Below are 14,893 nucleotides of genomic sequence, written 5' to 3' on the forward strand. Positions count from 1 at the left end.
CAAAAGTGCTTAAGGGTATTGTTAACCATCTGTAGGATCGTTCAACTGATCAGGAGAATGCTTAAATGATCAGTGTTACCTATTACAGGTGCTTTTTGCTATCTGATTTCTTATCGTGCTGATTAAAGCTTTATATCGTCAAGGCTAAAATCGAGACCTAGGTTCATCTCTCTAAGCTCTTTCTCAAGCTGTCTACGATCATTGATTGCCTCAATTTCACGCCATTTACGTTTGAGTGGTTTAGAGCGTGTTTTTTGAGTGGTACGAGGCATTTCTAGTTCTGATAATTCATCGAATTGAAAGCTATCCATAAGCATATCTCCTTCCGTGGGATTCGTTCTTACGAACCATTAAATATCATATTTAAGTTCACAATAACCTTGATTTGTTTCTCATTTGCTTCAAATGTATGAAGTTTTTGTTCTGTTTTATTATGCATGCTCACACATTTCGGGGATTTTTGTGTACAAAAAACAAGCAAACAAACTTAAGTAAACGATTAAATTAGGGGGGATTGAATGTTAATTCATTGTGCAAATGGAATAGCATTTTGACTATAGTGCATTTAAGTGCGCATTGTGCCGTGTAGTATAGGGATCTCATTACCCTAGAAAAAAACACAGATCTTCACTATACCTTGTAAAACCTAGGCTGGCGTCATCTTTACGGGATGGTGTTTTTGTTTTTGTGGTGCCTTAGTTTTTGTTGATATTATGTCCCGACAATGTGACTTTTATTAGGCGCTATTGTTGAAAGTTGTGTTAACAAAAGGTGTATTATTAGTGAAATGTCATTTTAATATGCGTTTATTTTCATATTGATTTTTAGGCCGTCTCGCTGCATTATCCGCCCGTCAAAAAATACACCGATACGTAAAATGGATGCATGAAGCGACATTTACAATCTAGATCGCAACAAATAAATATAAATCTAATGCCGACACAACTATTGACACTGGCATAGGTGATCTAGAGGAAGGCTAGGAAGCAAGATCGGTGCTTAAACTCAATTACGAGGTTCACGTGACAGACTTAATCAATTTGATGAACGATCTCCTTTGGGGATCTATCTTAGTTTACTTACTCGTTGGTGTGGGTATCTACTTCACTGTACGGCTAGGTTTCATTCAATTCCGCCATTTCGGCCACATGTTTTCTGTTCTTAGAAACAGCCGTAAAGCAGACAGTGCAGGTATCTCCTCTTTCCAAGCACTTTGTACTAGTCTAGCAGCACGTGTCGGTACGGGTAACATGGCTGGTGTTGCTGTAGCACTAACCGCTGGTGGCCCTGGCGCTATCTTCTGGATGTGGCTAATTGCCATGCTAGGTATGGCAACATCGTTTGCAGAAAGCACACTGGCACAGCTATACAAAACGCGTGATAACGACGGTAACTACCGCGGCGGCCCTGCATACTACATGGAGAAAGGCCTAGGTATGCGTTGGATGGGGGTTCTATTCTCTATCTTCCTAATCATTGCATTCGGTCTTGTATTCAACGCGGTTCAAGCGAACGCGATTGCAAGCGCAATGAACACGGCATTCGACTTTGAGCGCAGCTACGTTGGTGTTGGTATCGTAATCATCTCTGCATTCGTTATCTTCGGTGGTATCCGTAAGATTGCTCGCACTGCAGAAATCATTGTTCCAATTATGGCACTGGCTTACTTAGCTATCGCTATCTACGTAATGCTAATGAACATTGAGAAAGTGCCTGAAGTTCTGGCTCTTATCTTCAAGAGTGCATTCGGTCTGCAAGAAGCAGCAGCGGGTGGCCTAGGTTACGCAATCGCACAAGCGATGATTAACGGCATCAAACGTGGTTTGTTCTCGAATGAAGCGGGTATGGGTTCTGCGCCAAACGCAGCAGCTTCTGCTACGCCTTACCCACCACACCCAGCATCACAAGGTTATGTGCAAATGCTAGGTGTGTTCATGGACACAATTGTTATCTGTTCTGCAACAGTAGCAATCATCTTGATGTCTGGTGAATATGTACCACACGGTGAAGTAACGGGTATCGAACTCACGCAACGTGCACTAACAGCACAAGTCGGCGAATGGGGTGGTATCTTTGTAGCGGTAGCGATTTTCTTCTTCGCTTTCACTTCAATCATTGCAAACTACTCGTACGCAGAAACAAACCTTATCTTCTTAGAGCACAACAACAAGAAGGGCCTAGTGCTGTTCCGTATCGTTGTACTGGGTATGGTTATGTTCGGTTCTCTCGCGACACTGCCAACGGTATGGGCATTAGCTGACGTATCGATGGGCCTAATGGCGATTGTGAACTTGGTAGCGATCATCTTGCTATCGGGCATCGTGATTAAGCTAGCGAAAGACTACAACCGTCAATTAGACGCGGGTAAAGTACCCACGTTCGATGCGGATGATTTCCCAGAGCTTAAGGCTCAATTGGAAGATGGTATTTGGGTTAACAACAAGAAGAAGTAATCTTGTTGGAGTGATTCATCACTCATCCTAAAATCATTGAAAGGCTAAGGTTTCGACCTTAGCCTTTTTCTTTGCCTGCGATTTCTATCTGTCTGCGATTTTTCTTGGTGAGTAATTTTTGCTTTGTCTGCGATCTTTTCTTTATTAGCGATTCTTCTTTGTAAGCGACTTACAGCTAGATCTGTCTATCAAAGTAATAGGAAGAGTCATAAAGACAAGTTGATGTTTTTTCTATACTCTAGCTGCATCCAGTTAGATAACCGATTAGGGTAAAGTTATGTTAGTTGTCGTTTCTCCAGCCAAGACATTAGATTACGAATCACCATTAGCGACTGAGCGCTTCAGCCAGCCAGAGTTTGTTGAACACTCTGCAGAGCTTATTGAAGTGTGTCGTAAGCTGACACCTGCTGATGTATCAGCATTGATGAAGGTAAGCGATAAGATTGCTGGGCTGAACGTAGCGCGCTTTGAGCAATGGAGTGAGACCTTTACCCAAGAGAATGCTCGCCAAGCTATTTTGGCGTTCAAAGGTGACGTCTACACAGGCTTAGATGCTGAAACACTGTCGGACGATGATTTTGACTACGCACAGAATCACCTGCGCATGCTTTCTGGCCTATATGGGTTATTGAAGCCATTGGATTTGATGCAGCCTTACCGTCTAGAGATGGGCACACGCTTAGCTAATGAGCGTGGCACTAACTTGTACCAGTTCTGGGGCAATATCATCACAGACAAGCTGAATGAAGCGTTGAATGCTCAAGGCGATAATGTGTTGATCAACCTAGCATCGAACGAATACTTTAAAGCGGTGAAGCCGAAGAACCTTGATGGTCAAATCATCACGCCAGTTTTTAAAGACTGCAAGAATGGCCAGTACAAGGTGATCAGCTTTTACGCTAAGAAAGCGCGTGGCATGATGGCTCGTTACATCATTGAGAATAAAATCGATTCAGTTGAAGCGTTGGCCAGGTTTGATACTGCGGGTTACTACTTCGTTGAAGAAGAGTCGAATGCGAAAGAGTTAGTCTTCAAGCGTGAAGAGCAAAACTAGTAGCTCTTGGTTAATTAGTCACTCTTGGTTAATGAGTTACTCTCGGTTTGAGTCGGTAATTAAAATTAGAGGCCTAGTCATTTAGCCTGATAACAAGCCAGACAATAATAAACCAGACAAAGAAAAGCCCCATGCAGATAACTGCATGGGGCTTTTTATTGAATCATTGAAAGGCGGTTAGATTACTTGTTCTTAACGGCTTTCTTTTTCTTAGCGATTTTCTTTTTCTTAGCAATTTTTTGCTTAGCCACCGCTTTCTTGTCTTCTTTCTTCGGCTTTTTCTTCTTCGTTACCGCGGTTTTCTTATGCGTAGGACGCATGCCTTCGATGAAGCGTTCTTTAATCGCATCTTCAGTGTAACGAGCAACACGTTCAATCATTAGTTGATCGTGCGCTTCAATGATAGAAACCGCGTTACCTTTCTTACCTGCACGAGCCGTACGGCCGATACGGTGTAGGTAAACATCTGCAGTACGTGGCATGTCGTAGTTAATAACGTGGCTCACGTCTGGAAGGTCGATACCACGAGCTGCGACGTCCGTTGCCAGCAGTACGTTGATAGAACCATCGCGGAAACGAGAAATCGCGTTGTTACGACGATCTTGAGGCATTTCACCTTGGATCCATACACAAGGGATCTGTGCACTTTCTAATTGAGCTCGTAGGTCACCTAGGCGGTCACGAGTCTTCAAGAAGATGATGCTGCGTTCAGCTTGCTCTGTGATGATATGTTTTAGGATATCAAGCTTGTGCTTAGCTGAATCGGCACGGTGATACCATTGAGTGATCTTCTTACGTTCACGCAATGACGATTTTGCATCGATCTCTGCTGGATTTTTCAGAAGGTCTTCAGTGAAACCTTCAATACCTTTACCTTCTAGCGTTGCTGAGAAAAGTAAAGTTTGTTTACGCCAGCGACACTCTGCAGACAGACGGTCAACAACAGGACCAAAGCCCATGTCTAGCATACGGTCTGCTTCATCGAGAACTAACCATTCAATCGCACGGCAGTCAAAACGCTCGCCTTCAATGTATTCCATTAAACGACCAGGTGTTGCGACTACGATATCTTGAGTCGTACTTAAGATGTCAGCGTGCTCTTGGTACATCACACCGCCCGTGATCGTAAAGATATTCAGGCTGGTGTATTTAGCAAGCTCACGTGCTTGTTCGGTGATCTGCATTGCTAGCTCACGCGTTGGCGTCAGGATAAGCATACGTGCAGGGCCAGATTTCTTACGTGGGAAATCCAGTAGGTATTGCAGTGCTGGCAATACAAATGATGCTGTTTTACCAGTACCTGTTGGCGCAGAAGCCAAAACGTCTCTTCCATCTAACGCTTGTGGGATTGCTTCAGCTTGTATCTGTGTTGGGCGTTCGTAGCCCATTTCGTCAATTGCTTTAAGCAGCTCTTGGTTTAGATCGAGTTCTGCAAAGGTTCTGATCACTGTTGTTTCTCCACAAGCAATAAATGTTTCTGCCTCAAAAAGCAGACGATAAAAAAGAGTAGTCGGACATTATAGAAGCATTAGTGATTAGGATCACATGGTATTTGCTACATCTTGAGATAAAAATCTTTAGTAAGGGCAATAAATGCCTCGCTATAACCGCCATCGTGATGGATCGTAAGCGATTCACGCTGCAAATCTTGCTCGCTAACAGGATCTTTAGATAGTTCAAACAGGATTCTGCTTGGCGGTTTTTTGTCGGTTGTTTTCACATCAAGGCGCTTTGCTAGGTACCAACCACATTGCTCGGCAAGTTTGATGAAGCCTTCTCCTTCTGGCGTTGGGAGTATAAAACTGGCGGTGGCGGCATCAGTCGTTATCTCGAAACAACGCTGAGCAAGCTCAAGGTGATCCAAGCTGTCGGTGTGTCTCGCGGTGGCTCTTTGGCTTTGCTGTGCCTGCTCTCCAGAGTTGAAGTAGGGCGGATTACAAATTATGGCATCAAATTGTTGCGAGAAATCCGTGGTTAACACGCTGTCGTGATGAAGGGAGATACGATCTTGCCAAGGCGACTGCTCAATATTGACTGTGGCAGCATCAATGGCGTGCTGATCAATATCGATCGCAGAGATTGAAGCATCCTCAAAACGTTGTGCTGCCATTAAGGCTAATAGCCCTGTTCCAGTGCCTATATCGAGTACTAATGATTCAGGGGCAAGGTTAATCCATGAGCCGAGTAGTACTCCATCGGTGCTAACAGGCATGCCGCTCTGTCCTCCGTAAATAGAGAACCTCTTAAAATTGAAGCTTTTAGTATTTATCGTTTTGTCTTTCATGAATATTCTGATTATCGAGATATTTTAAGTGATTAGCTCTAATGTTAACTATTTGTGTAAATTAACATTCTAATTGCTTATCTATTGTTGCTAACAATGATTGGTTGATAATTATGTTAATCTGCGTATATTTAGTTTAATTCACTGCTTTTTGTTTATATATGCAAATTTATATGGCGTTTTTTTATGGTGACTTGCAGCTAGCCGAGTGTTTCGTCATTATGCGCGACTATTTTAAAGATTGATTGGCAGCTTCTCGCTGTAACATTCATGTAAGCACAACATAAACTCATAAATATAATTAAGGATTATCTGTGAAACAGAGTCTAAAACTAACAGATATAATGGCATTGGGCTTTATGCTTTTTGCGTTTTTCTTAGGTGCGGGTAACATCATCTTCCCACCTCTAGCTGGCCAATTAGCTGGTGATCACTTTCTTCCAGCGATGTCTGGTTTTCTGCTGACTGCCGTTGGTCTGCCGTTAATCACTATCGTCGCGGTCGCAGTGGCGGGTGGTTCATGGGGTCATCTAACGAAAGATCTTCCTAAGCAAGCAGCAACTATCATGGCTGTGCTGATCTTCATCATCATCGGTCCTGCATTTGCTGCACCACGTACCGGTCTTGTTGCTTATGAGATGGCGGTGAAGCCGTTCTTCATTGATGCGACTCAAGTTCATCTAACTCTCTTTTCGATTGCATTTTTTGTGGTAGCGATGTTCTTCTCATGGTCACAAGGTAAGCTTATTGACGTTATTGGAAAGGTACTTACGCCTGCACTATTCGTTGGTTTGGTTGTACTGGCAGTTGCTGTGTTCATTAACCCACAAGGTGATGTCCTTGCGGCTCACGGTGAGTACATCACTCAGCCACTGACCAAAGGTTTCCTTGAAGGCTACAACACCATGGATACTTTTGCTGCTTTGATGTTTGGCATGCTGATTGTTGACGCAATTCGCAGTAAAGGCGTGACTGACCGCGCAGCAACAACTAAGTACCTAATTAGTGCGGGTTGTATTGCCGCAGCGGGTCTAGCATTTGTTTACATCTCTCTGTTCTTCCTGGGAGCAACAAGCGCAACAGTTGCTGCGGGTGCAGATAATGGTGGCGCTATCTTAAGCCTATACGTCCAATCTTTGTTTGGCCCTTCAGGTCAACTCGTGCTTTCTGTGATCGTACTATTGGCTTGTCTAACGACGGCGATTGGCCTTGTATCAGCATGCTCTGATTACTTCAGCTCGCTAACACCTCTGTCTTACAAGACGTGGGTAATCATCAACGGTGTAGCTTGTGCAACCGTTGCGAACGTTGGCCTTTCTCAGTTAATTTCTCTGTCTGTTCCAGTACTGTTTGCACTTTATCCAGTAGCAATCGCATTGGTCGCACTAACATTCTTGCGCAGCCGTTTCCCTAATCCAAAAGCGGCTTACCGCGCAGTGGTATTAGTGTCTCTACTGTTTGCTCTTATCGATGGTGCTAAAGTTGCAGGTATGGATGTATCTGCAATGAACATGCTGCCGTTGTTCGAAATCGGTATGGGTTGGTTGCTTCCAACGACTGCCGCAATCATCTGTATGTTCTTCGTTGGTAAATCAACAGAGCAAGAGATGGCTGAAGAGACTGTTTAATCTTCCGTTGAGATGACATTGTCCTTCGACATGAAATAGAAAAGGCCTCATTACTTCGCAGTAATGAGGCCTTTTTGTATTCTGTGAACTTTTAATATTCTGCTACTTCGCTACTTCGCTACTTCGCTACTTCGCTACTTCGCTACTGAGTTACTTAGCTGGGTGTACTTCTGTTTGGTTATAGCTTTTCGCTGTACTCAACCAGTACTTGTTCAACCCAGCTAGCGATACGGTCGTCGCTAAGTTCGTATTGTGAATCTTCATCAAGCGCCAAACCAACGAATTGAGATTGGTCTTCAGTGAGAGCTTTAGACGCTTCGAACTCGTAGCTGTCATCGTTTGGCCAGAAACCGACAAACTCTGCGCCAGCGATTTTCAGCTCATCATGCAATAGACCCATCGCATCTAAGAACCACTCGCCGTAGCCTTCTTGGTCACCTAAACCAAACAGCGCTACAACCTTGCCTTTCATTGGCGTGGTTGCAATGTCTTCCCACAGTTCATTCCAATCTTCTTGGATTTCACCGAAGTCCCAAGTTGAGATACCGAGCAGTAAAAGATCGTAGTCTGCCATCAATGAAAGAGGGGTTTCTTTCACGTTATGGATATCAACTAGGTCTTCACCAATAATGCCGCGAATTTTCTCTGCTGCCATTTCTGTGTAGCAGGTGGTTGAGCCGTAAAATAATCCAATTTTCATAGCAAACGTTCAATTTTAATTTCAGATGGCGAATTCTAACCATAAATCGACTTCGATTGCAGCGATTATCCGCTCAAGTCGTAATTTTTATGGCATTCATATTTGCTCTGGCATACTCTCAAAACAGTTTCCAATATTGTGAGTAACACTATGCAGTCGCCTCAAGGGCAGAGCGCAGACCACGGTCTAGTAGAACAGTTTTTAGATGCTATGTGGATGGAGCGAGGATTATCTGAGAATACGCTTGTCTCGTACCGTACCGACCTGTCTAAGCTTCTAACGTGGATGGAAAAGAACAATTACCGCCTCGATTTTATTAGTCTTTCAGGACTACAGGATTATCAAGGTTGGTTAGCCGATGCTGACTTTAAGCAGACTTCCCGTGCTCGTATGTTGTCGGCCATTCGTCGCTTGTTTCAATATCTACACCGCGAGAAAGTAAGAGCCGACGATCCTAGTGCGCTGTTGATCAGTCCAAAACTGCCGAAGCGCTTGCCAAAAGATTTGAGTGAAGAGCAAGTGGATTCGCTGCTTGAAGCGCCAGATCCAAACGACCCCATTGAGCTTCGCGATAAGGCGATGCTTGAGTTACTCTATGCAACCGGTTTGCGTGTTACGGAACTCGTCAGTTTGACAATGGAAAACATCAGCCTAAGACAGGGCGTGGTGCGTGTTATTGGTAAGGGCGGTAAAGAACGCTTGGTGCCAATGGGCGAAAACGCCGTCGATTGGATAGAGACTTTTATTGAACAAGGTCGTCCACAATTACTCGGTGATAACAGCTCGGATGTGGTTTTTCCGAGTAAACGCGCGAAGCAAATGACTCGTCAAACGTTCTGGTACCGTATTAAGCATTATTCGGTTATTGCTGGTATCGATACGGATCTATTGTCACCACACGTATTGAGACATGCTTTTGCCACTCATTTACTGAACTATGGTGCCGATCTCAGGGTCGTACAGATGTTGCTTGGACATAGTGACTTATCGACCACCCAAATTTATACTCACGTGGCGACTGAAAGGCTGAAGCAAATTCACGCTCAGCATCACCCACGTGCTTAAATCCATTTATTTTTAAGGTGAACCTAATGAGCGTATTACGCCGTCTTCCTCTACTAGCGCTTCCTCTCATGATTACTGCATGTAATGCATCAGAAGCGAAAGTAGAAACAACATCAACAGCCGTAGAAGCTGCTCCAGCTCAAGCTATTGATACAGCTGCGTTAACTAAGCGTTTTGAAAAAATCGGTATTAAGGTCGATAAGATTGTTCCTTCGGATATCGATGGTCTTTTAGAAGTTCAAACCAACAGCGGCATTATCTTTTCTTCTCCTGGGGGGGATCACTTTCTAGCCGGTACACTTTACTCTTTGGATGAAAACGGTAAGTTCAGTGATGTTTTGGCTGAGCGTCAAGCTCCACTGAATGCTGAAAAAGTCGCAGCGATGTCGGATACGGTTATCGAATACAAAGCAGATAACGAAAAGTACGTTGTGACAGTATTTACTGACATTACGTGTGGCTACTGTGTTCGTCTGCACAGCCAAATGCAAGGCTACAACGATCTGGGTATCACCGTTCGTTACATGGCTTACCCACGCCAAGGTGCGACAGGGCAAGTTGCCGATCAAATGGCGGCAATCTGGGCGTCTGATGATCCAAAAACAGCTATGCATGATGCTAAAGTCAATCGTCAAATGCCAGCGTCTGGTAAAGACCTAGCAGAGCAAAAGCAGATCATTGCTAAACAATACCAACTCGGTCGTGAGCTTGGCATCAATGGCACTCCGGCTATCGTGCTAGCAAGTGGTGAGTTGGTGAGTGGTTACTTACCTCCAGCGCAACTTATTCAGCGTTTAGAGCAGTAATCTTCATTTTTTATTACCTATTATTCCCCCCTGTTTTTGATTTAAGGAGTGGCCTGATTGATATCAGGCCCATTTTTATATGATAGAGATCCAACGCCGTCCTGAGGTCGACACTTCAGTCTTACCTGCTCACTTACCTGACTTGTTAAAGCGCATTTATGTGAGTCGCGGAATCGACAGTGCTGACCAGCTAGAGACAGCTGCGAAAGGTTTGCACTCTTATCAAAAACTGGGCGGTATTGATGCTGCGGTTGAATTGTTGTTCAAAGCCATTCAGCAGCAAAAGCGCATCATCATTGTTGGTGACTTTGATGCCGATGGCGCGACAAGCTCCGCGTTGTCTGTGCTTGCTCTGCGAATGTTGGGCAGCTCTAATGTTGATTATCTGGTCCCCAATCGTTTTGAAGATGGTTATGGCTTGAGCCCTGAGGTTGTCGAACAGGCGATCGAACTTGGTGCTGAAGTGATCATGACAGTCGACAACGGTGTATCTTCAATTGACGGTGTTCGCTTTGCTAAAGAGAAAGGCCTTGATGTACTGGTTACTGATCATCACTTGCCTGGTTCTGAATTACCGATTGCAGATGCAATGGTCAATCCCAACCTAGAAAGCTGCGCATTTCCTTCAAAAGCGCTAGCCGGTGTGGGTGTCGCCTTTTACCTGATGATGGCATTGTGTGTTCATATGCGTAAGTTGGGCTGGTTTGCTCAACACGGCATGACAGAACCCAAGTTGATGGAACTGATTGATCTAGTGGCACTGGGTACTGTTGCGGATGTGGTACCACTTGATGAAAACAACCGAATCTTGGTACACCAAGGGCTACAACGCATTCGTGCAGGCAAAGCGCGTCCGGGTATTCAAGCCTTGATTGAAATTGCTAAGCGAGATGCTAAGCGTTTAGTTGCCTCCGATTTTGGTTTTGCGCTTGGTCCACGTATCAATGCGGCTGGCCGATTGGATGACATGTCCTTTGGTGTTGAGCTGCTAATGAGTAATAACATCCATGCCGCGCGTCGAATGGCGAGCGAGTTAGATGGCTTGAACCAAACACGTAAAGAGATCGAAGAGGGCATGAAACAAGAAGCGATGGCTTTTTGTGAGCGCCTTGAATTTGGTAAAGACGATTTGCCTTCTGGTTTGGCTCTGTTTCAACGTGATTGGCATCAAGGCGTAATTGGTATTCTAGCTTCGCGTATCAAAGACAAATATCACCGCCCAGTGATCGCATTTGCTGATGGTGGTGAAGGTAGCATTAAGGGTTCATGTCGTTCGATTCCAGGTTTGCACATGCGCGATGCGCTAGACAGAATCGACACTCAAAACCCTGGCCTGATCTTGAAGTTTGGTGGTCACGCAATGGCAGCCGGGTTAACCATTATGGAAAAAGACTTCGAGCGATTCAGCAAGATGTTTGATGACGTTGTGCGTAAAGAACTCGGTGAGACGGCACTTAAGGGCATTATCTTGTCTGATGGTGAGCTGCTACCTGAAGAGTTCTCAATGCATACCGCTGAAACATTGCGTTCAGGTGGTCCGTGGGGACAAGCTTTCCCTGAGCCCATCTTTGATGGTGAGTTTAAAGTTCTGCATCAAAAATTAGTGGGTGAAAAGCACCTAAAGTTAATGCTTGAGCCATTGTATAAAGGCCACCCGACCAATGTGATGATTGATGGTATTGCCTTTAATGTTGACCTACGTCGCTGGCCTGATGCCTCAGTGAAAACGGTACATCTTGCGTTTAAGCTTGATATTAACGAGTTTCGTGGCAATCAATCGTTGCAGTTGATGATTGATCATATCGAAGCGAAATAGTTGAAGCCAAATAGCGTTATCGTTCACTGAATGAGGTTCATCATTTAGTACCTAATCCAACAAGCTCTGTTCAAAAACAGGGCTTGTTTTCCTTTATTGCCTTACAAATTTTACGTGTTTTTTCTGCCCGTCAATTTTATATCCGATTAAGTTATTGAATCTTGGTGTACCACTCTAAAAAATTCTGTATCTCCGTCACACTTTTGAGTACAATTCTCCGGTTAAATTCTACTCATAAATGATGAGCTAAAATGTTTGAAATCAATCCTATAAAAAACCGTCTGCAGGATGTGTCTGAGCGCACAAATATCCTGAGGGGGTATCTTTGACTATGACGCAAAGAAAGAGCGTCTAGAAGAAGTAAACGCAGAATTAGAACAACCGGATGTATGGAACGAACCTGAGCGTGCTCAAGCGCTAGGAAAAGAGCGTTCAGCATTGGAAGCGGTAGTAGAAACGATCGACCAACTTGACCAAGGTGTTGAGGATGTTGATGGCCTATTAGAGCTTGCGGTTGAAGAAGAAGATCAAGAAACGTTCGATGAAATTGAGCCAGAACTAGCTGAGCTTGAAGCTAAGTTAGAGAAATTGGAATTCCGTCGTATGTTCTCTGGTGATCACGACGCATCAGATTGCTACATCGATTTACAGTCAGGTTCGGGCGGTACAGAAGCTCAAGACTGGACTTCAATGATGTTGCGTATGTACTTGCGTTGGGCAGATTCGAAAGGCTTCAAGACTGAAGTTATCGAAGTGTCTGATGGCGATGTTGCTGGCCTTAAAGGCGCAACGGTACGTATCTCTGGTGAGTACGCTTACGGTTGGTTACGCACAGAGACTGGTGTTCACCGTCTAGTTCGTAAGTCACCATTTGATTCAAGTGGTCGTCGTCATACTTCATTTGCTTCTGCGTTTATCTATCCTGAGATTGATGACAACATTACGATCGACATTAATCCTTCTGACCTACGTATTGACGTATACCGTGCCTCTGGCGCTGGTGGTCAGCACGTAAACACCACGGAATCGGCGGTACGTATTACTCACGTTCCAACTAACACCGTGGTTCAGTGTCAGAATGACCGTTCGCAGCATAAGAACAAAGATCAAGCGATGAAGCAGCTACGTGCTAAGCTTTTTGAACTTGAGATTCAAAAGCAAAATGCTGAAAAACAAGCGAGCGAAGAAACGAAATCAGACATCGGTTGGGGCAGTCAGATCCGCTCTTACGTGCTGGATGATTCACGTATCAAAGATTTACGCACCGGCATCGAAAACCGTAATACTCAAGCGGTTCTTGACGGTGACTTAGAGAAGTTTATTGAAGCTAGCCTGAAATCAGGTCTGTAAGCTTTATCAACTATTAAGCTTTACCAATAATATTGGTAAAAATGCCTATATTTTCAAAAATATAGCTGTCCAAATTATAAAAGCAGGGTACATCTCAAATGACTGATGCTGTTCAAAACGAAAATGCACAAGAAGCTTCTTCACCTGAAGAGAACAAACTAATCGCTGAGCGCCGTAGCAAGCTGGATCATATCCGCCAAAACTGCAAAGCGAACGGTCACCCAAATGATTTCCGTCGTGAGCACCTAGCTGGCGATCTTCAAGCGGAATTCGGTGAGAAGACTAAGGAAGAGCTAGAAGAGCTTAACCACATCGTTGCGATCGCAGGTCGTATTATGGCGAAGCGTGGTCCATTCCTTGCGATTCAAGAAACTTCTGGTCGTATCCAAGCGTACGCAGCGAAAGACGTACAAAAAGTACTGAAAGAGAAGTACCAAGGCCTAGATATCGGTGACATCATCGGTGTTAAAGGTGCGCTTCACAAGTCTGGTAAAGGTGACCTTTACGTGAACATGGAAGAGTTTGAATTGCTAACCAAAGCACTTCGTCCTCTGCCAGAGAAGTTCCACGGTCTAACTGACCAAGAGATGCGCTACCGTCAGCGTTACGTTGATCTAATCGTGAACGAAGACTCTCGTAACACATTCATCGTGCGTTCTAAGCTTGTGTCTTCAATCCGTAACTTCATGAGCTCAAAAGGCTACCTAGAAGTTGAAACGCCAATGATGCACGTGATCCCAGGCGGTGCAACAGCACGTCCATTCATCACTCATCACAACGCACTAGACATCGACATGTACCTACGTGTTGCACCTGAGCTTTACCTTAAGCGTCTAGTAGTTGGTGGTTTTGACCGTGTATTCGAGATCAACCGTAACTTCCGTAACGAAGGTCTTTCTCCACGTCACAACCCAGAATTCACAATGATGGAATTCTACCAAGCGTACTCTGACTACAAAGATCTAATGGATCTAACGGAAGAGATGCTAAGCACAGCGGCGATGGACGTTCTTGGTTCTACTTCTATGCCTTACGGTGACGAAACAGTTGAGTTCGGTGGCACTTACGCTCGCATGAGCATGTTCGATGCAATCAAACACTACACACCTGAAAATGCAAACATTCAAGCTCTGACTGAAGACGATCTTCAGAACAGAGAATTGATGGTTAAAATTGCAGAAGAAGTGGGTCTTTACGTTGAGAAGTTTTGGACATGTGGTCAGCTTCTTGAAGAGATCTTTGGTGAAACGGCTGAGCCTCAGCTAATTCAACCAACGTTCATCACGGGTTACCCAGCGGACATCTCTCCACTGGCTCGTCGTAGCGACAGCAACCCATTCTTCACAGACCGCTTTGAGTTCTTCATCGGTGGCCGTGAAGTAGCGAACGGTTTCTCTGAGCTTAACGATGCACAAGACCAAGACGAGCGTTTCAAAGCACAAGTTAACGCAAAAGACGCGGGTGATGACGAAGCTATGTACTACGATGCGGACTACATTACTGCACTAGAGCACGGCCTACCGCCAACAGCGGGTCAAGGTATTGGTATCGATCGTCTAGCGATGCTATTTACTAACACCCACACAATCCGTGACGTGATCTTGTTCCCGGCAATGCGCCCACAAGCGTAATTTTCGCTTATGGGGTGTTTACTGCCCGTGTAATTTAAAAGCCACCTTCGGGTTAACACTGATCATTTAAGCATTTTCCTGATCAGTTGAACGATCCTACAGATGG

General features: G+C 44.6%; 12 protein-coding genes. 8 read left to right on the forward strand and 4 right to left on the reverse strand.

Translation table 11 applies throughout. The annotated features are described in order from the left end of the window. Positions 1-122: 122 nt before the first annotated feature. A complete protein-coding gene (locus AB6D80_RS22090; protein ID WP_009848419.1) occupies positions 123-311 on the reverse strand; it encodes a DUF3545 family protein in 189 nt (62 codons plus the stop codon). Positions 312-1,022: 711 nt separating this feature from the next. On the opposite strand from AB6D80_RS22090, the gene AB6D80_RS22095 reads away from it, so the two are divergent. Both AB6D80_RS22095 and yaaA read left to right on the forward strand, forming a co-directional pair. Continuing rightward, entirely contained in the window at positions 1,023-2,453 is a 1,431-nt protein-coding gene (locus AB6D80_RS22095; protein WP_009848420.1) for a sodium:alanine symporter family protein, read from the forward strand. Between the two features lie 277 nt (positions 2,454-2,730). Next, complete coding sequence (gene yaaA, locus AB6D80_RS22100; RefSeq protein WP_371708337.1) at positions 2,731-3,507, forward strand: peroxide stress protein YaaA; 777 nt, start codon at positions 2,731-2,733, stop codon at positions 3,505-3,507. Between the two features lie 182 nt (positions 3,508-3,689). Here yaaA and srmB read toward each other — a convergent pair whose 3' ends face one another. After that, positions 3,690-4,955, reverse strand: coding sequence for an ATP-dependent RNA helicase SrmB (srmB, locus tag AB6D80_RS22105; protein WP_372189604.1), 1,266 nt, complete (start codon positions 4,953-4,955; stop codon positions 3,690-3,692). A 107-nt stretch (positions 4,956-5,062) separates the two neighbouring features. Then, on the reverse strand, positions 5,063-5,791 hold the full coding sequence (locus tag AB6D80_RS22110) for a tRNA1(Val) (adenine(37)-N6)-methyltransferase (RefSeq protein ID WP_371708336.1): 729 nt from the start codon (positions 5,789-5,791) through the stop codon (positions 5,063-5,065). 314 nt (positions 5,792-6,105) lie between these two features. Between AB6D80_RS22110 and brnQ the strand changes: the two genes are divergently transcribed. Continuing rightward, positions 6,106-7,419, forward strand: coding sequence for a branched-chain amino acid transport system II carrier protein (gene brnQ, locus AB6D80_RS22115; RefSeq protein WP_017100503.1), 1,314 nt, complete (start codon positions 6,106-6,108; stop codon positions 7,417-7,419). A gap of 178 nt (positions 7,420-7,597) precedes the next feature. On the opposite strand, the gene fldB is transcribed toward brnQ, so the two are convergent. After that, positions 7,598-8,119 (reverse strand): flavodoxin FldB, encoded by a 522-nt coding sequence (gene fldB, locus AB6D80_RS22120; protein ID WP_009848425.1) that lies wholly within the window; start codon positions 8,117-8,119, stop codon positions 7,598-7,600. Between the two features lie 150 nt (positions 8,120-8,269). On the opposite strand from fldB, the gene xerD reads away from it, so the two are divergent. From xerD to lysS, 5 genes are all read left to right on the forward strand, one after another. Beyond that, positions 8,270-9,184, forward strand: coding sequence for a site-specific tyrosine recombinase XerD (gene xerD / locus AB6D80_RS22125; protein WP_009848426.1), 915 nt, complete (start codon positions 8,270-8,272; stop codon positions 9,182-9,184). A gap of 26 nt (positions 9,185-9,210) precedes the next feature. Beyond that, positions 9,211-9,990 carry a thioredoxin fold domain-containing protein gene (locus AB6D80_RS22130; RefSeq protein WP_017098339.1) on the forward strand — a complete coding sequence of 260 codons (780 nt, stop codon included), beginning with the start codon at positions 9,211-9,213 and terminating at the stop codon, positions 9,988-9,990. A 79-nt stretch (positions 9,991-10,069) separates the two neighbouring features. Further along, positions 10,070-11,806, forward strand: coding sequence for a single-stranded-DNA-specific exonuclease RecJ (gene recJ, locus AB6D80_RS22135; RefSeq protein ID WP_012603262.1), 1,737 nt, complete (start codon positions 10,070-10,072; stop codon positions 11,804-11,806). Between the two features lie 251 nt (positions 11,807-12,057). Then, positions 12,058-13,156, forward strand: a protein-coding gene (gene prfB, locus AB6D80_RS22140) for a peptide chain release factor 2 (RefSeq protein WP_139137270.1) whose coding sequence is annotated in 2 segments (ribosomal slippage) — positions 12,058-12,132 and positions 12,134-13,156 — 1,098 coding nt in all. Because the reading frame shifts where the segments join, the coding sequence is not laid out codon by codon here. A gap of 98 nt (positions 13,157-13,254) precedes the next feature. Further along, positions 13,255-14,787, forward strand: coding sequence for a lysine--tRNA ligase (gene lysS, locus AB6D80_RS22145; RefSeq protein WP_009848430.1), 1,533 nt, complete (start codon positions 13,255-13,257; stop codon positions 14,785-14,787). Positions 14,788-14,893 lie beyond the last annotated feature (106 nt).

Origin of the sequence: Vibrio sp. 10N.247.310.17 (genome assembly GCF_041466605.1) — a bacterium.
In the GTDB taxonomy this organism is placed as follows: domain Bacteria; phylum Pseudomonadota; class Gammaproteobacteria; order Enterobacterales; family Vibrionaceae; genus Vibrio; species Vibrio tasmaniensis_A.